Genomic DNA, 19,770 nt, shown 5'->3' with positions numbered 1-19,770 from the left:
GCAGGAGGAGATTGATCATGAAATTAGGCGTTTTTACTGTATTATTTTCCGATAAATCCTTTGAAGAAATGTTGGACCATGCAAAAGAAGCAGGTTTGAAAGCGGTCGAAATCGGGACAGGCGGCTACCCTGGCAATGCTCACTGTAACGTTGATGAGCTCTTGGAAAGTGAAGAGAAACGAAACGAGTACTTAAAGAAAGTTCATGATCGCGGACTGACCATCAGTGCTTTCAGCTGTCATGGAAATCCGGTTTCACCGGACAAAGCTTTCGCAGAAGAGTCTCATGAAGCATTTGTAAAATCAGTGAGACTAGCAAGCTTAATGGATGTCCCTGTCGTGAACACCTTCTCAGGTACACCAGGCGGGCACGAGAACGATACCGCTCCCAACTGGCCGGTCACTCCATGGCCACCGGAGTATTCAGATGTGTTAGAATGGCAGTGGAACGAAAAACTGATCCCTTATTGGAAAGAACAAGGGAAGTTTGCCGAAGAACATAACGTCAAAGTCGGTCTTGAACTGCACGCAGGATTCCTTGTCCACACGCCTTACACGATGTTGAAGCTTCGTGAAGCAACAAGTGATGCCATCGGGGCGAACCTTGACCCAAGTCACTTATGGTGGCAGGGCATCGATCCAGTAGCGGCTATCAAGATTTTGGGTAAAGAAAATGCGATCCACCATTTCCATGCGAAAGACACATACATCGATCAGGATAACGTCAACATGTACGGTCTGACAGACATGCAGAATTACGGAAACGTGCAGACACGCGCATGGAGTTTCCGCTCCGTCGGTTACGGTCACGGAATTGAAGAATGGTCCAACATTATCAGTGCACTTCGTACGTACGGCTATGATCATGTCGTCAGTATCGAGCACGAAGATCCGATCATGTCGATCAACGAAGGATTCAATCAAGCCGTGAAAAACTTGAAGTCTGTGCTGATTGAAGAACCAGCAACGGAGATGTGGTGGGCTTAATTTAGAAACAGCAAAACCCCTCTGACTTTTGAGGGGTTTTTATATTTAGGAAGGGGAAACGTATGAAACAAACATCAGGAATCAGAGGCGGCCTTTATGCCGTCAGCGAGTGGATCAGTAAATTTGCATTAACCAACCTTCAGTGGGCGTTGTTCAATCTGCCTGTTGCGCTATTATTGTTGAGCTTATTGAACATTGGAGACGTAAAAGAATTGTGGTATTTGCTGCCACCACTTGTCCTTTTGCTGCCTTTCATATTTTTCCCTGCTACCACCGCCATGTTTGCAAAAGCACGTGACTGGGTGAGGAAGGATCATAAAGAAACCGCTGATCGGTCTTATCTCAGCTATTACAAAGAGAATTATAAAAACAGCATGAAGGCTGGAATCGTTCTTACAATCTTGTGGAGTGTGCTGGCAGCCGATCTTTATTATTTTTCTACGACGAGTTCCCTGCTCATGAATCTGTTTCTGATCTTAGGAATCTTATTGTTCGTGTACACGATCAACACATTCAGTACGCTTGTCCATTTTGATTTGAAAGCAGGAGCGGTGCTGAAAAAAGCGTTTATGCTTACGTTTGTCAGTCCGGTGTTGTTCTTGACGGTTGCGATTAGTTCAGGGTTCATTCTGGCCGTCAGTCTGTACATCTTCCCGCTGATTATTCCGATCTTCACAGGATCAATCATCGCCTTTCTCGCTTTCTCCGCCTACTACAGGCTATACTTGAAACTGAATAATATGGAAAATACTGTATGACCTGGTCCATTTGGATGAGGTCATCTTTTTTGTATTGCGGACAATTAAGAAAGCGGTTACAATTTAAGTAGTTATTAGTGATGAGCAGGGTGGAGATGAGATGATCCAAACAGTGAAAATAGGGAAGCTTGCGATGCTGCTTGCTTCTCTGAATGAGAGTGAGATGGAGTATTTTGCGCCCGCGTTTGAACAGGTGAATTACTGCCAAGGGAAAGCGGGTTCAATGGAAGTTCAAAAAGTGATTGCTGCAGTCGAGACCGCCGCCAAACGAAACGGCATCATTGCAGAAAACGTCTACAGGGAGACGCATGCGTTATATCATGCGATCTTAGAATCCTTGCAGGGCGTGACGCGGGGGCAGATCGGTGTCGGCAATATGATGCGCACCGTCGGTTTGCGCTTTGCCGTCGTGCGTGGGAAACCTTATGACCGGAAGGAAGAAGGCGAGTGGATCGCTGTCGCTTTTTACGGAACAATCGGTGCTCCGGTAAAAGGTTTGGAACATGAGACATTTGGACTCGGAATCAATCATATATAAAGAATAGGTGGCCTATAGTCATGAGCGATGAGGGGGCGACAATGGTATTTCCTATGCCATTGTCGCCTCTTTTTGTAGAAAATCCACCAGAATCTTTTCAAGCGAAAGGGGGATTGTGGATGATCGAACTTAATGGAAGAGACTTAACAATCGAGCAAATGAAGGAAATCTGTTTCGAGAGTGCCAAAATCGGCTTATCAAAAACGAGCCTGATCGATGTCAGGGCAAGCAGAGAAACCGTCGAAGAAATCGTCACCCGAGGGCACTCGGTGTACGGCATCAACACAGGTTTCGGAAAATTAAGTGATGTCCGAATTGCAGCGGAAGACGTCGACAGCCTGCAGCACCATCTGATCCGTTCGCATGCGTGCGGAGTGGGGGAACCTTTTTCTGAAGAAGTGAGCCGTGCCATGATGGTGCTCCGGTTGAATGCCCTTATGAAAGGCTACTCGGGCGTCCGGGAAGTGCTCGTCCAAAGGTTATGTGATCTCGTTAACCTTCACGTCCATCCGGTCATTCCTTCACAAGGGTCACTCGGGGCTTCCGGGGACTTAGCTCCGCTCGCCCATTTGGCGCTCGTCTTGATGGGAGAAGGGGAAGTATTTTATGAAGGAGATCGACATGCAACGAAGGATATATTACAGAGGCTGTCGTTGAAGCCATTATCGTTGAAGGCAAAAGAAGGGCTTGCGCTCATTAACGGAACCCAGGCGATGACGGCGGTCGGAGTCATCAGTTATATCGAAGCGGAGCGGCTGGCTTTGCAGTGTGACTGGGTGGCAAGTCTTACGTTGCAGGCGTTGGAAGGCATACGTGATGCTTTTCATCCGAGCATACATGAAGCGCGTGGCTATCCGGAACAAATGGCTGTCGCCGAAAGGATGCGTCATTTGATCAACGGCAGTCATCTTGTCACGTTTCAAGGAGAAAAAAGGGTGCAGGACGCTTATTCCTTACGATGTATTCCACAAGTGCACGGCGCGACATGGCAGACGCTGCATTACGTGCGGCAGAAATTAACGATTGAAATGAATGCGGCAACGGACAATCCACTGCTGTTAGAAGGTGGGAAAGTCGTCGTATCCGGTGGTAACTTCCACGGCCAGCCGATCGCTTTTGCGATGGACTTTTTAAAAATCGCGGTCAGTGAGTTGGCTAATATTTCAGAGCGGAGAATTGAACGTCTCGTTAATCCACAGCTCAATGATTTCCCCCCGTTCCTCAGTGCGAATCCGGGGTTGGAGTCAGGGTTGATGATCGTCCAGTATGTGGCCGCATCGTTAGTTTCTGAAAATAAAACCCTCGCCCATCCCGCAAGTGTCGACTCGATTCCATCGTCTGCGAACCAGGAAGATCATGTGAGCATGGGCACAACGGCTGCCCGGCACGCGGCCATGGTCATCGACAACGCGACAAAAGTTGTAGCGATTGAGTTAATATGCAGTTTGCAGGCGTTGGAACTGAGGGGAATTGAGCGCGCATCGGTACTTGCTCAGGACCTTTGGAAATCAGCAAGGACTGTCGTTCCGAAAGTGACGAAGGACCGGGTGTTTTCCAAGGATATCGAAAACGTGGAGAAATGGTTGAAGGAGAGTGCTTTTGACTGGAGAAAGTGGAAATCCGTTCATGAAGGAGGAGAAACGTATGTCGACAACACGTAAAGTGAAAGCCAAAACAGGAACAACGTTGGAATGCAAAGGATGGGAGCAGGAGGCTGTCTTAAGGATGCTCTGCAATAACCTTGATCCAGAGGTCGCAGAAATCCCTGAAGAACTCGTCGTCTACGGGGGCATCGGTAAAGCGGCAAGGAATTGGGAAGCTTTTGATGCGATCGTTGCAACCCTGAAGCGTCTGGAAAAAGATGAAACGATGCTCGTCCAGTCCGGGAAACCTGTGGGTGTTTTTAAAACTCATGAAAATGCGCCGAGAGTGCTGTTGTCCAATTCCGTGCTGGTTCCGAAATGGGCGAATTGGCAGCATTTCCATGAACTCGATCAGAAGGGTCTCATGATGTACGGACAAATGACGGCAGGAAGCTGGATCTACATTGGGTCGCAGGGCATTTTGCAGGGAACATATGAAACGTTCGCATCTCTTGCTGAAAAACATTTCGGAGGGTCATTGAAAGGGACAATTACCCTGACGGCAGGCCTTGGCGGAATGGGAGGGGCCCAACCGCTTGCAGTCACAATGAACGGCGGTGTGGTCATTGCTGTCGAAGTGGATCCTGACCGGATTTCCAAGCGTCTGCAGTCCGGCTACTGCGATGTGAGCACAGAGTCTCTGGAAGAGGCGGTTTTATGGGCGAAGGAAGCGAAGGCGAACGGGGAGGCTCTTTCAATTGCTCTATTAGGAAACGCGGCTGAAACGCATGAACGGCTTTTACAAAATGGGTTGGAAGTGGATATCGTCACAGACCAAACATCTGCCCATGACCCTTTGAATGGCTATGTACCTGTTGGATATTCGCTGCAGGAAGCGGCCGTATTGAGGAAAAAGGATCCGGGTAAGTATGTACGCCTTTCATCAAAATCCATGGCCAAACACGTTGAGCTCATGCTCCAGTTCCAAAGAAAAGGCCGCATTGTTTTCGACTATGGCAACAATATCCGTCAGGTTGCATTAGAAGAAGGTGTAAAGGATGCCTTCGACTTTCCAGGTTTCGTTCCCGCCTACATCCGTCCATTGTTTTGTGAAGGGAAAGGGCCGTTTCGCTGGGCAGCTTTGTCAGGCGACCCGAAAGATATCTATCGTACGGACCAACTTATCAAGGAACTTTTTCCTGAAAATGAGAAGCTGCTGAGATGGATTGACATGGCACAGGAAAAAGTCCAATTTCAAGGGCTTCCATCAAGGATTTGCTGGCTCGGGTACGGGGAGCGGAAAAAGATGGGGATGGCGATCAATGAACTGGTGAGAAAAGGGGAGTTGAGTGCACCTGTGGTCATAGGAAGGGATCACCTTGATTGTGGATCAGTCGCTTCACCGAACAGAGAAACAGAATCGATGTTGGATGGCAGTGATGCGGTTGGGGACTGGGCGGTGTTGAATGCACTCATCAATACAGCGGCCGGTGGCTCTTGGATTTCCTTCCATCATGGCGGAGGCGTTGGAATGGGATACTCGCTCCATGCAGGAATGGTTGTTGTGGCAGATGGCACAGACCTCGCAGAAGAGAGACTGGAACGGGTCCTCACGACTGACCCAGGCATGGGCATTCTTCGTCACGCCGATGCTGGCTACGATAAAGCCATTGAAGAAGCGGATAAGCATGAAATTGATATCCCGATGAAAAGGAGGGGACAGTGATGTACGATACGCTGATTGAAAATATCGGACAGTTGATTTTACCTGCAGAGGGTCCGCTAAAAGGGAATGCGATGAAACAGTTGAAAGTAAAAGAAAACATGGCGATCGCTTTTAAAGATGGCAAGGTCGCATGGATAGGCACAAATGAAGAAAGCCAAAAACTAAAAGCCAGCGAGCGGGTCGATGCTATGGAAAAAACTGTAACACCTGGTCTCGTCGATCCGCACACCCATCTTGTTTTCGGAGGGTCGCGGGAACATGAGCTGGCGTTGAAGCAGGCCGGTGTTCCTTATTTGGAAATTCTACAAAAAGGGGGCGGGATATTATCAACAGTAAAAGCGACGCGGGCGGAAAGTGAAACGCAGCTTTACGAAAAAGCGAAACAGACGTTAGAGCAGATGGCTGCTCATGGGGTGACGACACTTGAAGCGAAGAGTGGCTATGGACTTGAGCGCCAAGCAGAGTTGAAACAGTTGCGTGTCGTCAAACGATTGAACGAAGAAAGCATACTCGATTTGGTTTCGACTTTTCTAGGTCCTCATGCGATCCCACCGGAGTATAAGGGGGAGGAAGAAGCGTTTCTTGATGAAATGATCCGTCTGTTGCCGGAGATTAGCGATGAAGGGTTGGCGGAATTCACGGACATTTTTTGTGAGACGGGTGTCTTTACCATCGAACAGTCTCGGCGGTTTATGAAAGCTTCCCAGGAACTCGGCTTTCAAACGAAAATCCATGCCGATGAAATCGATCCGCTTGGAGGAACGGAGCTTGCCGTTTCCATGGGAGCGGCATCGGCAGATCATCTTGTTGCGGCTTCTGACGCGGGGATCGACAGCCTTGTCGAGGGTGACACGGTGGCTGTGCTGCTTCCGGGAACGACCTTTTACTTAGGAAAAGACCATTACGCGAATGCTAGAAAAATGATTGATAACGGAGCGGCCGTCGCCCTGGCCACCGATTTCAATCCCGGCAGCTGTGTGACATACAACCTGCAGATGATCATGTCGCTTGCCGCCTTAAAAATGAAAATGACACCGGAGGAGATATGGAATAGTGTGACGGTGAATGCCGCACATGCGATTGGAAGAGGAGACGTTGCCGGGTGTTTGAGTATAGGGAGAAAAGCGGATGTCGTTTTGTGGGATGTCCCGAATTATAAGTACATTCCGTATCACTATGCAGCAAATCATGCGAAGGCTGTATGGAAGAATGGAAGAAAGGTGTGGGAGAGGAGGGGCGCTCGTGTCTTTTCAGTACCTCAACCCGGGCAGGGATGCTAGATTCAAAGATCGTTTTACGACAAAGGTGGATGAAACGTTCTCACATTACAAGCCGGGGAAAACTGGGGATATAGGGGTCATTGGACTTCCTTTATCTAAAACTTCCATTTCATTGTCGGGTGCATCAGAAGCACCTGCAACTATAAGAAGGGCATTGGGATCTTACAGTACGTATTCAGGGGAGAAAGACAAAAGTTATGAAGATGTGCAGATGTTGGATTTTGGGGACGTTCGCGTGCATCCGACGGATAACGAGGAAACACGGAAACGTTTGAAGATGAGTGTGAAAGAAATGATCGACACCGAAGCTTGTTCCAAGTATGTAATGCTTGGCGGGGATCATGGGGTTAGTTTTCCTAGTATTTCTGCCTTTCATGAAAAATACGGGAGAGTCGGCGTCATTCAATGGGATGCTCACCATGATTTGCGGAATGTGGAAGATGGAGGACGAACAAACGGGACCCCATTCCGCAGTTTAATCGAAGGGGGAGTCATTCGCGGAGAAGATCTCGTCCAAATCGGCATCCGCGACTTTTCCAATGCCAAAGCCTACGCCAACTATGCTAGAAAACACAACATCCACACCTACACCATGGCCGACGTCGAAGAGAAGGGCATCCATAATCTAACAGACCAGGTCTTACAGATATTGGGAAATAAGTGCGACTGCATTTATTTGTCTGTCGATATGGATGCAGTTGATCAAGCGTATGCACCTGGATGTCCAGCCATTGGGCCAGGAGGTTTGACGGCAAGGGAGCTGTTAAGCAGTGTGTCCCTTGCGGCCGCCCATCCCCTTGTCAAAGGAATGGACATCGTAGAAGTTGATCCTACCAAAGATTTCAGGGATATGACGAGCAGGCTTGCTGCTCACGTCATGCTAAGGTACATGTATGTTTGATATGGAAATAACTGTTAGACCTGGTCATCCATGAAATGGATGCCCAGGTCTAACAGTATTTGTAAGAAAGCATATACAAGCGTTTCTCCTTATGGTATTTTTAGTTTAATCTTGTGATTTGTTTTAGCTTTTGAGATGGGAGAATGAGAGACTAGCAATGAGAGAAGTTATTTTATTGTTGGCTGATGTAGTCAATGTTTGGCATGACGTCATTTTGAAATTCACGCAAATGATGGGGTGGAATCTGACAGATAAGGACCTCCACTTCTGGGTCATTGGTATCCTTGGAATTATCGGTCTTATTTTCGTTGATATTCTTTTCCATGCCATAGCAAAATGGAGCATAACGGCCATTTCGTTTTTATTTACATTCGCCATGGTGCTTGTTTTTGTTTTTGCCGTGGAGATTCAGCAGAAAATAACCGGCAGTGGAAACATGGAGTTTGCAGATGCCTTTGTCAGTGTGCTGGGCTTCTTTCTGTTTTCCGGCATTTATTTTGTTTTCATTGGGATTATCCGTGCCATAAAAAAATATACAGCAAATAAAAAGGAAGATCAGGATGCTGCCTAAGCAAGGCGTCCTGTCTTCAAATGAAAAGCCCCCTTCTCAGGCGAGAAGGGGGCTTTGTATTATTCAGAACCAAAATTAACAATCATGTCATGTGTTTTTTGTATTTCTTCTTCAGGCATGTCGATCAAATACATGCCGTTAGCCCGGAAGTTTTCTCCCTCCATTTGATAGGTGGTCGAATTTTTACGAGCACTGCTGTAATTCGTGACGAGTCTGCGCATATCCGCGAACTGCATGTTTGTGCTCACATTGTCACCGAGCACATCCATAACGTCACCGACTTTGTTCACAGCGTCAAGACGCGCTCCTTTATCGATGATGCCCTGGATGACCTGACGTTGCCGTTCATTACGGCCTAAGTCTCCGTTTGGATCATTCTTGCGCATGCGGACGAAAGCAAGCGCTTCACGACCATCCAGTTTAATTTCGCCTTCTTTGAAATCAAATGGACCTGAGCTGAAGGCACGATCGTTATTGACTGTGATTCCATTCACAGCATCGACAACTTGAGATAATCCTTCCATATTGACCCGGATGTAATAATCCAACTCAATATCAAGGAAGTTTTCGACTGTATTCACGGCCATGTCACTACCCCCATAGGCGTAGGCATGGTTGATTCGTGTCTTACGTCCGTCGCCTGCAATTTCTGCATACGTATCCCGCGGGATACTGACCATCTGCATTTGGTCGTTATTCGGATCAAGAGTCATGACAATCATCGTATCGGAACGACCGACATCATTCTCCCTTTCATCAACACCGAGAAGGAGGATATTCAACGGTTCCTTGTTATCTACTTTTTCTTTGGTTTCATCTGTATCGATCGAAGTTACATCTTCGTGTAAATCCTGGTTCACCGTCGTACGAACTTCATTATAGATGGTATATAAATAAACGCCTCCGATTAAAAATATGAGTGCGACTACAAATAGGAGGACTTTCCAACGTTTGCGTTTACGCCTTTTCTTTCTCTTCAGTTCCCTGCGTTCCATTCACCCACCTCTTTCTATAAACTACTATCCTATTATACGATTTTTGTAGATACATGTAAAAACTCTCCCATAAAGAGAGGGAAATTTGGAATGTAATTGTTAAATATTGGTGTACCAGGTCATCCAGAATATGGATGACCTGGTACGTTATTTTCTGGAAGGTGTGGTACGAGGGGAGGGTTCGGCATATAGTGGTATAAGCTATTCTTTTGGAGGAATGTAAATTGAGAAAGTGGTTGGGACTGGTGCTCGTTTTGGGTCTTTTAGTGGGATGTGCACAGAATGCGACAGAGAGGTCGATCCAACAGTTTACATCCTCAATGGAGAATGAACTGCATTTTGTTTATTTTTATGATCAAGAGCCGCCCGATAAAAAAATCCGTTCGCAATTGAACGGAATGAAGGTGTATCTGGCTCGAAAAAATATCATCGCAACCATCAGCTATCAAAAAATCGTGTCCGAAAAAAATTATGAGGAACTCCTCAATGTGAAAGATAGCCAGATTCTTGTTTTTGATTTCAAAGGGATCCGGTACAACGCAAGGAACATCCATGTGTTAGAAGGAATGGTCCTGCAAATGCAAATGAATCCATAAAAAAAGATCCTGCCGTATGCTTCAAATTGCCGGCAGGATCTTTTATTATCTCGAGAAAAATTCTTCTAATATCAATACGCATGCCCCGATCGCTGATGCGTGCTCTTCTAATTTAGATAAAACGATATGCGTTTCCTTCGCTTTACTTGTCAGTCCCCTGGAATGGATCGTTTCTTTGATTCCATCCATCAGAAAGTCCCCGGCCTTCGAAACGCCCCCACCAATAATAATTCGCTTCGGGTTCAATGTATGAATTAAGTTGGTCAAGCCGATACCGAGAAACCTTCCTGTCTGATTCAACAGTTCAATGCTGAACTCGTCCCCTTCACAGGCTGCTTCATAAACAAGCTTTCCGTCCACTTTTTCAAAATCGTGATCCACAAGGTCACGAATCATGGATGGCTTCCCTGTTTTCAATTCTTTGCGAGCTCTCTCTGCAATGGCTGGACCAGCAGCAAGCGTCTGCAGACACCCGTAATTGCCACATGTACATTTCGGTCCGGAAAGGTCAATCGTGATGTGGCCGATTTCTCCTGCGATATTGTTTTCTCCGTGAAAAAGTTGTCCTTTGATCATCATCCCAGCGCCGATCCCGTTCCCGACGTTGACACCGACCATGTTATCCGCATCGTTTCCGTTACCGAACCAATATTCTCCAAGCGTCATCGCCTTCGCGTCGTTCTCAACTTTGACAATCATATCAAACTCATTTTCAAGTTCCGCTTTTATGGGGATATCGTAAAGCTGGAATGATGGAGCGAAACGAGAGACTCCTTCAATCGGATCCACGATCCCGTGCATCCCGATGCCGATGCCGAGAAACTTTTCTGGATCGCATTTACCTGACGTGAAAAATTCACGAATACCGCTTTTCATCGTATCTAGAATATCCTCTTTTGACGGGTAAGAAGGAATGTCTTTTTTTGCGACATCCTTCAGTTCTCCATATAAGTTCGTAACCACAAAGTTCATATGGAAGGTCCCTACATCGACTCCGATGATGTAAAAATGATCCGCGTTGATCTCCAGTAATGTTGGTTTACGTCCACCTTTGGACTGCCCCTGTGTCGTTTCAATAACAAATTGTGTTTGGATAAGTTCTTTCACGATATTGCTCACTGTGGGTGGAGTCAATCTCGATTGCTTCGCGATATCCGCACGGGAAATAGGCCCATGCTCGCGAATCATATTCAAAATAATCGAGCGGTTCATCGATTTCATCAACTGAAAACTACCTCTAGTATAGTGCGTGCTCATACGATTCCTCCAACTATGTTCTACTACTTCCATTTTACCACAAAAAGAAACTTATTAAATTTATTTTACTAAGTTACTGTCATTAACGTTGTCTCTATGGTATCTATTATAGAACAGCCTTCTCTTTAAAAGAGTTAATTTTGAAAAAACTCTTTTCATTTGCATGGTTCTGTGCTACCTTATAACTAGTTAGTTAATTTATTTTATTAAGTTTTGAAAACGCTATCAAATATGGGGGAGGAAGACAGAATGAAAAATTGGTTGAAAAGTTTTCTTTTGGTAGGCCTTGTGGCTGGTGGACTGGCTGCTTGTTCCGGTGAAACAGGGGGAGAATCCTCTGGAGAGAGTGGAGAAAGTGGAGAACCATCCGGCGAAATTACCGTTTGGGGCTGGAACGTAGCTGCTGAATCGATGGAGCTTGCTGTTGATGGGTTCAAAGAACAATACCCAGATGTTGAAGTGAATGTGGAAGATATCGGACGTTTGGATGTTTATGAAAAGTTAACCGTAGGCCTGGCATCCGGTGGAAATGGACTTCCTGACGTAGTGATGGTCGAGTCTGATCGTCTAGCGAACTATCATGATCAATTCCCAGATGCGATCGCTAACCTCTCTGAGCTCGGTTATGATGAGCACGCAGATAAATTCGGAGAGTATAAAAAGTCTGTGACTCAAAACGAAGACGGTGAGTTTTTCGCAGCTCCTTGGGATGTAGGACCTGCAGGTGTCTTCTATCGTACAGATATTTTTGAAGAAGCAGGCGTCAACCCAGATGATATCAAAACGTGGGACGACTACATTGAAGCAGGTAAAACGATTCAAGAAGCAACAGGAACAAAAATGGTTCCAATTGACATCGCAGCGGACGATGCACTTTACCGTATGATGATGAACCAGCAAGGTGCTTTTTACTATGATGAGGAAGGCAACATTGATGTAGCTTCCGAAGAATCACAAAAAGCATTTGATGTGATCCAGCGTTTGCATGAGGAAGACCTTGTCCTGAACAACAACGGTTGGGATGGCGTCGTTTCTGCAACGGTTAACGGCGAAGTGGCCACCGTTCCATTCGGAGTATGGTATTCCGGTACGATCATGGACCAGGCCCCTGATCAAAGCGGCAACTGGGATGTCTTCTACTTGCCGGCATTTGAGGAAGGCGGCAACCGCGCAGCAAACCTTGGTGGTTCTGACTTAGTGATTCCATCTTCTACGGACAACGAAAGTTCAGCCTATGCATTCGTTGAGTATTTCACAACAGAAGTAGATCCGCAGATGAAGGCGCTTAAAGAAAAAGGAATTTTCCCATCTTTGGAAACAACGTATGAAGAAGACTACTTCAGCCAGGAATCCGAATACTTTAACAGCCAACCTGTTTTCCAACTGTTTGCGGATGAAGTATCTGATATTCCTGTAGCGAATTACACGTCGGATTATGCACGTGCGTTCGATACGATGTCTGATACACAAGCATCCATCCTGCTTGATGGCACGCCGATTGAAGAAGCGCTTCAAAACGCAGCGGACAAGCTTGAAAGTGAGACAGGACGCAGCGCCAACTAATCCGTTTCATTGATCTCCCTATATCAAATAGAATGAAAAAAGGTCGATCTCCCAACATGGAGATCGACCTTTTAGTTTCAACCCTTTATTAAAGTATATAGCAGGATTCTTGAAGACTCAGTTTCGAGACTTTTGTTGAGTGGATGGGGGCTGCGGGGAATGAGTCGCTTTCCGTGGGAGCGCGGTGAGCCTCCTCGGACTGCGTCCTGCGGGGTCTCACCATGCACTCTTTTCCCACAGGAGTCTCTCCATTCCCCTCCGCCCCTTTATCATGTAAGTGTCTCGAAACCACTTCTCAGAAATTCTGCTTGTATGCTCAAGTGAATGGGATAATATAAACGATCCCCCAGTGATCATTTTGAGCATGGAAGCTTGATGTAGAGCGCTTTATACTTCTAAAAGTGGGATGGTGGAAGACAATCCAACTTGGTAAAGGGGTTCGTTTCTCACATACATCAAATGGGGTGGTTGGGAAGCTGCGAGACTCCCGTGGGAGAAGGAGATAGACGAGATCCCGCAGGACGCAGTCCGAGGAAGCTCGACGCTCCCCCACAGGAAAGCGAGTAGCTTCCCAGCCACCCCTGAGTCCCGTTATGGCAAAACGAAGCCCAAAAACATCTCGAAACGGAGTCTTCCACAATCGGGAGCTTTATTGAAGTGAAAATGAATGTAATTTTTCTGAAAATGGAGCAGACAAACGGAGGAGGCTATGTTACTATTAAGTAAATTAAATTAATTAACAAAGTCTGAAGCCGCGAAAATGAAAGCGCTTTTAGTACTAACCAATATCTTTGAGGGGGTAGAACATTGTGAGTCAACCGAATGCTGAACAGATGGCAAATACCAACCAGGAAACGAACAAGCAGCCATCTAAGAAACCGGGTCCGTCCAGCCAAAAACCGAAATCCCGTAAGAAATGGATTACACCGAAAACGGTGCCGTACTTATTTATTCTTCCAGCCGTAACCTTCTTCTTGATCTTTACCGTTTATCCAGTCATTTCGTCTTTATTATTGAGTTTTCAAACGCGTGCAGGATCAGGGTATGAATTCGTTGGACTAGATAACTACATTCGTTTGTTCCAGGACACATTATTTTACAAAGCCCTCGGGAATACGTTCCTCATTTTGCTCATTCAAGTACCGATCCAGTTGTTCTTAGCTGTTGTCATCGCAGTGGCGCTTAATTCGCAACTGGTAAAAATGAAGAGCTTTTTCCGGATTGCTTTCTTCATGCCGGCGATTACAGCATTGGTCGCATCCTCAATCATCTTCATGATCATTCTTGATGAAAACTATGGTCTTGCCAACTATGTACTTTCACTGTTTGGTATTGAAGCGATCGCTTGGTTGTCCGATCCATTCTGGGCAAAAGTTGCACTGATGGCAGCGATCACGTGGCGCTGGACCGGTTACAACATGGTTATTTTCCTTGCAGGTCTCCAAAACATCCCTGTTTCGCTTTATGAAGCAGCAGAGATGGACGGGGCAGGAAAGGTCCGTCAGTTCTTTTACATTACTGTGCCACAGTTAAAGCCGATTTTCTTGTTCACTTTCGTCTTATCAACGATCGGTACGCTGCAGTTGTTCGATGAGCCTTACATTCTTACACAGGGTGGTCCAAACAATGCCACACTGACCATCACCCTTTATTTGTATCAAAATGGCTTCCGTTACTTTGATTTCGGTTACGCATCCGCCATTGCTTACGTTCTTGTATTAATCATCGGGGTCCTTTCCTGGGCACAAATGAAATGGGCAGGTGAAGATAAATGAAGCAACAGATCAGTCCGCTTAAAAAGACGTTTCTATACGCTTTCTTATTCCTAGGGGTTATCATTTCCGTCTTCCCGTTCTATTGGATGTTTGTCGGGGCGACGAACCCGTCAGGAGAAATTTTCAAGGTTCCGCCGAACTTCCTTCCTGGTGATTATGGATGGGAAAACTTTAAAAATCTGAACGAAAACATTGGCATCATCCGCGTCATGGGGAACTCCTTGTTCATTACACTGACCTTTACTGCCATTTCCGCCATCGTTTGTACGGCGGCAGGCTATGCGTTTGCGAAGTTCCAATTCAAAGGACGTAACGCGATTTTCTTCATGCTGCTTGTCGCGATCATGATTCCTTATCACGTAACGTTGATTCCTTTGTTCGAAATCTTCGGAAGTGTCGGCTGGCTGAACACGTTCCAGGCGGTCATCCTTCCACAAGTCGCTTATCCATTCGCGATTTTCCTAATGAGACAGAACATGCAGTCCATTCCGGATTCTTTGCTTGAAGCTGCGCGAGTGGACGGGGCCGGAGAGTTTCATATTTTCTTCCGGATCGTACTTCCAGTCATGCGCCCGGCGCTTGCCGCTGTTGCGATTTTCTTGTTCATGTTCCAGTGGAACAACTTTATTTGGCCGCTCGTTGTCCTGCAATCACAGGAGATGTACACCTTGCCGGTTGCCCTCTCCAGTCTTGTCGGAATGTCACGGATCGACTACGGGCAGGTCATGATGGGAACGACACTGTCTACCTTGCCGATCATGATTTTCTTCTTGTTGCTGCAAAAGCAGTTCATTTCCGGTATTCTCGGCGGATCTGTCAAAGAGTAGAAGGAGGAGCAGCCATTGATCTTTATTAATGAAGAAACACAACAATTTCATCTAACCAACGGTCAAATCAGTTACATTTTCCACGTCATGAAAAACGGCCAGCTCGGTCATCTCTACTATGGCAAAGCACTCCGAGACCGGGACTTCCGCCACTTTCAAGACTATGAAAATACCAACCCTTCGACGACACATACGTTTGAAGGGGATCTTGGTTTTTCATTGGAAACCGTCAGGCAGGAAGCACCGGTTTATGGAAAAGGAGATTTTCGTACGCCGGCGCTCATTTTAGAAGAACAAAACGGCGCATCCATCGCTGATTTTCGTTATAAACACCACCATACAATACAAGGGAAGCCGAAGCTGGAAGGTCTTCCAGCAACTTTCGCTGAAAAGTCTGAAGCAGAAACGCTTGTGGTTACGCTCGAAGATGACCAAGCGCAGGTGGAGTGGGCGCTCATGTACACGATTTTCCGTGACCTACCTGTCCTCACAAGAAGCAACCGCCTCACCAACCATGGTGAAGAGTCGGTGACCTTGAAGCATTCCATGTCTTCATCCATCGACCTCCCTGACGCTGATTATGAAATGGTTCATCTATCAGGCGCATGGGCCCGGGAACGTCACATCGAAACGAGAAAACTAACGCCCGGCGTTTCATCAATAGGAAGTGTGCGCGGGGCGAGCTCTCATCAGCACAATCCTTTTCTCGCTTTGAAAAGGGAAGAGACGACCGAAGACAGCGGGGAGGCGATTGGGATGCAATTCGTCTACAGTGGGAACTTTCTCGCTCAGGCTGAGGTCGATCATTATGATACAACACGCTTGACGATGGGCATCCATCCACAGGCTTTTCAATGGAAGATAGCACAGAATGAAAGCTTCCAAAACCCGGAAGTGATTTTGACTTATACAGAAAACGGTTTGAACGAAATGAGCCAGACGTTGCATGACTTACACCGCAAGCATTTGATTGCACCACGGTGGATGGAAAAAGAACGTCCGATTTTAATCAACAACTGGGAAGCGACGTATTTTGATTTTAATGAAGAAAAGTTGGATCGTTTCACCGATGAAGCAAGAGATCTCGGAGTCGAGCTGTTTGTCCTTGATGACGGCTGGTTTGGACAACGCAATGATGATACCACTTCGCTTGGCGACTGGTTTGTCGATGAAAAAAAACTCCCAAACGGGATCGGAACGTTAGCGAAAAAAGTAAAAGAGAAAGGACTTCAGTTCGGGCTCTGGTTTGAACCGGAAATGATCAGTCCTGAAAGTGAACTGATGAAACAGCACCCGGAATGGGTCGTCGGTCCACCACACAGACATCAGACGTTGGAACGGAATCAAAAGGTGCTCGATTTCGCCAACCCTCAGGTGGTCGATTACTTGTTCGAACGGATGAGTTCTCTCATCGAAGAGACTGGACTCGACTACATCAAATGGGATATGAACCGCAATATCACAGAACCACATTCCCAATATCTGGATGACCAGGTCAACTTTTTTCATCAGTACATTCTCGGAGTTTATGAATTGTATGAGCGTTTGACGACGAAGTACCCGGATGTATTGTTCGAATCTTGCGCGGGCGGAGGCGGACGTTTTGATGCCGGGGTTCTTTATTATGCTCCACAGGCTTGGACGAGTGATGATACGGATGCCGTTGAACGGTTGAAGATCCAATACGGCACCTCTCTTGTGTATCCACTGTGCAGCATGGGATCGCACGTATCCGCTGTACCGAACCACCAGACCTACCGTAACACACCATTAAAGTTCCGTGCCGATGTCGCCTACTTCGGAACGTTCGGCTATGAATTCGATCCCAGTCAACTGACTGACGAAGAAAAGGCCATCGTAAAAGAACAAATTATCGAATTTCAATCACTTCGTCGTTTGATTCATTCCGGCACATTTTACCGACTGTCCAATCCGTTCAACCATCAGGATACGGCCTGGATGGTGGTCTCAGAAGAAAAAGCACAGGCAGTGGTCGGCTGGTATCGGGCTCACTATTACCCGAATCCGAAGAACGATCAGGTTTTAAAACTGCGCGGTCTGGATTCTGAAAAACAGTATGAAGTAGAGGGAACAAGCTCAACATTTTATGGTGACGAACTGATGTATCACGGACTCCCACTTGGTGTGGAATTTAATGGAGCGAATCATCAAAAAGCAGAACGCAGCGGAGATCACCAGTCTCAGCTTTTCGTTATCAAAGAGAAAAAATGAAGAAGGAGGGAATAGAAATGGAAGATTTACTTTCCGTTTTTTATGAGAAATTCAACGGAGAACACGAAGCGCAGACGTTTTTCGCTCCAGGTCGTGTGAATTTAATCGGTGAGCACACGGACTACAACGGAGGACACGTTTTTCCATGTGCTCTGAGTGTAGGAACGTATGTAGCAGCAAGAAAAAGAGACGATCAGAAACTTCGATTTTATTCGATGAATTTTCCAGACAAAGGAATTGTCGAATCTCATCTAGAAGGACTTGTATATGAGGAAGATCATGACTGGGCCAATTATCCGAAAGGCGTCATCGATGTTTTTCGAAAAGCCGGCTACGACATCGATACAGGACTTGATCTTGCTTTTTATGGAAACATTCCGAATGGTGCTGGGCTTTCGTCTTCAGCATCGATTGAACTTGTCACAGGAGTTGTGCTGGAAGAACTGTTTGATTTATCGATCGACCGCGTCAAAATGGTCCAGCTTGCTCAACAAGCAGAAAACGAATTCGTCGGCGTCAACTGCGGAATCATGGATCAGTTCGCCATTGGCATGGGGAAGAGCGATCATGCCCTGCTTTTGAACTGTGACACACTGGACTATCAGTACACGCCTGTTCAACTCAAAAACCATGTGTTGATCATTGCGAATACGAATAAGCGCCGCGGTCTCGCCGATTCCAAATATAACGAGCGGAGAGAGGAATGCGAACAGGCGCTGAAGCAATTGAAACAAGTCGCTTCTATTAATAGTTTAGGAGATTTGAGTGTCGAAGATTTTGAAACACACAAATCACTCATAAAAGATGAGACCGTTCTGAAGCGCGCCAAACATGCCGTCTATGAAAACGAGCGCACGATTGAAGCGGTCCATCAGTTGAATGCCGGCGACATTGAAGGGTTCGGGAAGTTAATGAACGCCTCCCACGTATCACTGCGAGATGATTATGAGGTGACAGGAAAAGAACTGGATGCACTTGTCGAAGCGGCCTGGTACGAAGGGGCTGTCGGGTCTCGCATGACAGGGGCTGGATTCGGTGGATGCACCATCAGTATCGTCAAACGAACGCATGTGGATGGTTTTATCGAAGCGGTCGGACGACGGTATCAAGAACATACAGGCTTAGAAGCTGATTTTTATGTCGTAGAAATTGGAGATGGAGCGAAACGTTTGGAGGAGGAGAAAATATGACCGTACTTGTATGTGGAGGAGCAGGATACATCGGAAGTCACGCCGTAGCACAGCTCCTGGACCAGGGCGAAAACGTTATCGTCGTCGATAACCTCCAGACAGGTCATCATCCCGCAGTGCTGGATGGAGCGAAACTCTATGATGGAGACTTGCGTAATGAGACGTTCCTGAACACCGTATTCAATGAAAATGATATCGATTCTGTGCTCCATTTTGCTGCCGATTCTCTTGTTGGAGAAAGTGTAGAAAAGCCGCTTCAATATTATGATAACAACGTCGGGGGAGCTACGTCCCTTTTGAAAGCCATGGCTGCACATGACGTCAAACGGATTGTCTTTTCTTCAACGGCCGCTGTTTATGGAGAGCCGGAGCAGGTTCCGATTCAGGAAAACGATCCGACACAGCCGACGAACCCTTACGGGGAGACGAAGCTTGCCATTGAAAAAATGCTGAAGTGGGCCGAACAGGCTTACGGTATCCAGTACACCGTCCTCCGCTATTTTAATGTGGCGGGAGCGGACGTCCAAGGGCGGATCGGGGAAGATCATCGTCCGGAAACCCACCTTATTCCGATCGTTTTACAAGTAGCCCTTGGAAAAAGGGAGAAGATCATGATCTTCGGTGATGATTATCCAACTGCTGATGGTACTTGTATCCGCGATTACATTCACGTCGAAGATTTGGTAGCTGCTCATCTGCAGGCGATCGACCGCTTGAAAAAAGGAGGCGCAAGCACCATCTACAACCTTGGAAACGGGCAAGGTTTCAGTGTGAAAGAAATCATCGAAGCGGTTCGCAAAGTGACAGGACACCCGGTTCCGGCGGAAGTAGCTCCGAAACGCGCAGGAGATCCGGCTCAGCTTGTTGCCTCCTCTGAAAAAGCGAGGAAAGAGCTCGGGTGGGAGCCTCAATACCCAGAAGTCGAAACAATGATAGAATCCGCATGGAAGTGGTTTCAAGAACATCCACATGGGTACGAAGATTAAAAGGGT

The 19,770-nt window shown here is 46.7% G+C and carries 17 protein-coding genes; 15 read left to right on the top strand and 2 right to left on the bottom strand.

Annotated features, from left to right (window positions below):
• Positions 1–17: 17 nt before the first annotated feature.
• From BLS23_RS07990 to BLS23_RS07955, 8 genes are all read left to right on the top strand, one after another.
• Positions 18–986, top strand: a complete 969-nt coding sequence (locus BLS23_RS07990) for a sugar phosphate isomerase/epimerase family protein (RefSeq protein ID WP_089652018.1) — start codon at positions 18–20, stop codon at positions 984–986.
• Between the two features lie 62 nt (positions 987–1,048).
• Positions 1,049–1,744 (top strand): YesL family protein, encoded by a 696-nt coding sequence (locus BLS23_RS07985; protein ID WP_089652017.1) that lies wholly within the window; start codon positions 1,049–1,051, stop codon positions 1,742–1,744.
• A gap of 100 nt (positions 1,745–1,844) precedes the next feature.
• Positions 1,845–2,282, top strand: a complete 438-nt coding sequence (hutP, locus tag BLS23_RS07980; protein ID WP_089652016.1) for a hut operon transcriptional regulator HutP — start codon at positions 1,845–1,847, stop codon at positions 2,280–2,282.
• 119 nt (positions 2,283–2,401) lie between these two features.
• Entirely contained in the window at positions 2,402–3,943 is a 1,542-nt protein-coding gene (gene hutH / locus BLS23_RS07975) for a histidine ammonia-lyase (RefSeq protein WP_089652077.1), read from the top strand.
• A complete protein-coding gene (hutU, locus tag BLS23_RS07970; protein WP_244157124.1) occupies positions 3,927–5,591 on the top strand; it encodes a urocanate hydratase in 1,665 nt (554 codons plus the stop codon). The genes hutH and hutU overlap by 17 nt, the downstream gene beginning before the upstream one ends.
• A complete protein-coding gene (gene hutI / locus BLS23_RS07965) occupies positions 5,591–6,871 on the top strand; it encodes an imidazolonepropionase (RefSeq protein WP_089652015.1) in 1,281 nt (426 codons plus the stop codon). The genes hutU and hutI overlap by 1 nt, the downstream gene beginning before the upstream one ends.
• Positions 6,834–7,772, top strand: coding sequence for a formimidoylglutamase (gene hutG / locus BLS23_RS07960; RefSeq protein ID WP_244157122.1), 939 nt, complete (start codon positions 6,834–6,836; stop codon positions 7,770–7,772). Before hutI ends, hutG begins: the two co-directional genes overlap by 38 nt.
• Positions 7,773–7,929: 157 nt before the next feature.
• Entirely contained in the window at positions 7,930–8,343 is a 414-nt protein-coding gene (locus tag BLS23_RS07955) for a hypothetical protein (protein WP_089652013.1), read from the top strand.
• Between the two features lie 59 nt (positions 8,344–8,402).
• Here the strand turns inward: BLS23_RS07955 and BLS23_RS07950 are convergent, their stop codons facing one another.
• On the bottom strand, positions 8,403–9,338 hold the full coding sequence (locus BLS23_RS07950) for an LCP family glycopolymer transferase (protein WP_089652012.1): 936 nt from the start codon (positions 9,336–9,338) through the stop codon (positions 8,403–8,405).
• 224 nt (positions 9,339–9,562) lie between these two features.
• On the opposite strand from BLS23_RS07950, the gene BLS23_RS07945 reads away from it, so the two are divergent.
• Positions 9,563–9,934, top strand: coding sequence for a hypothetical protein (locus BLS23_RS07945; protein WP_089652011.1), 372 nt, complete (start codon positions 9,563–9,565; stop codon positions 9,932–9,934).
• Positions 9,935–9,979: 45 nt separating this feature from the next.
• Here BLS23_RS07945 and BLS23_RS07940 read toward each other — a convergent pair whose 3' ends face one another.
• Positions 9,980–11,191 carry an ROK family transcriptional regulator gene (locus tag BLS23_RS07940; protein ID WP_089652010.1) on the bottom strand — a complete coding sequence of 404 codons (1,212 nt, stop codon included), beginning with the start codon at positions 11,189–11,191 and terminating at the stop codon, positions 9,980–9,982.
• A gap of 249 nt (positions 11,192–11,440) precedes the next feature.
• Between BLS23_RS07940 and BLS23_RS07935 the strand changes: the two genes are divergently transcribed.
• The 6 genes from BLS23_RS07935 to galE all read left to right on the top strand — a co-directional run bounded on the left by BLS23_RS07935 (position 11,441) and on the right by galE (position 19,764).
• A complete protein-coding gene (locus BLS23_RS07935) occupies positions 11,441–12,754 on the top strand; it encodes an ABC transporter substrate-binding protein (protein ID WP_089652009.1) in 1,314 nt (437 codons plus the stop codon).
• Positions 12,755–13,563: 809 nt separating this feature from the next.
• A complete protein-coding gene (locus tag BLS23_RS07930; RefSeq protein ID WP_244157121.1) occupies positions 13,564–14,529 on the top strand; it encodes a carbohydrate ABC transporter permease in 966 nt (321 codons plus the stop codon).
• A complete protein-coding gene (locus tag BLS23_RS07925) occupies positions 14,526–15,356 on the top strand; it encodes a carbohydrate ABC transporter permease (RefSeq protein WP_089652008.1) in 831 nt (276 codons plus the stop codon). Before BLS23_RS07930 ends, BLS23_RS07925 begins: the two co-directional genes overlap by 4 nt.
• 15 nt (positions 15,357–15,371) lie before the next feature.
• A complete protein-coding gene (locus BLS23_RS07920) occupies positions 15,372–17,588 on the top strand; it encodes an alpha-galactosidase (protein ID WP_244157120.1) in 2,217 nt (738 codons plus the stop codon).
• A 17-nt stretch (positions 17,589–17,605) separates the two neighbouring features.
• On the top strand, positions 17,606–18,778 hold the full coding sequence (locus tag BLS23_RS07915; RefSeq protein ID WP_089652007.1) for a galactokinase: 1,173 nt from the start codon (positions 17,606–17,608) through the stop codon (positions 18,776–18,778).
• On the top strand, positions 18,775–19,764 hold the full coding sequence (gene galE, locus BLS23_RS07910) for a UDP-glucose 4-epimerase GalE (protein WP_089652006.1): 990 nt from the start codon (positions 18,775–18,777) through the stop codon (positions 19,762–19,764). Before BLS23_RS07915 ends, galE begins: the two co-directional genes overlap by 4 nt.
• Positions 19,765–19,770 lie beyond the last annotated feature (6 nt).

The organism is Halobacillus aidingensis (genome assembly GCF_900104185.1).
Lineage (GTDB): Bacteria > Bacillota > Bacilli > Bacillales > Halobacillaceae > Halobacillus > Halobacillus aidingensis.
This window is presented reverse-complemented; position numbering and strand designations above follow the sequence as displayed.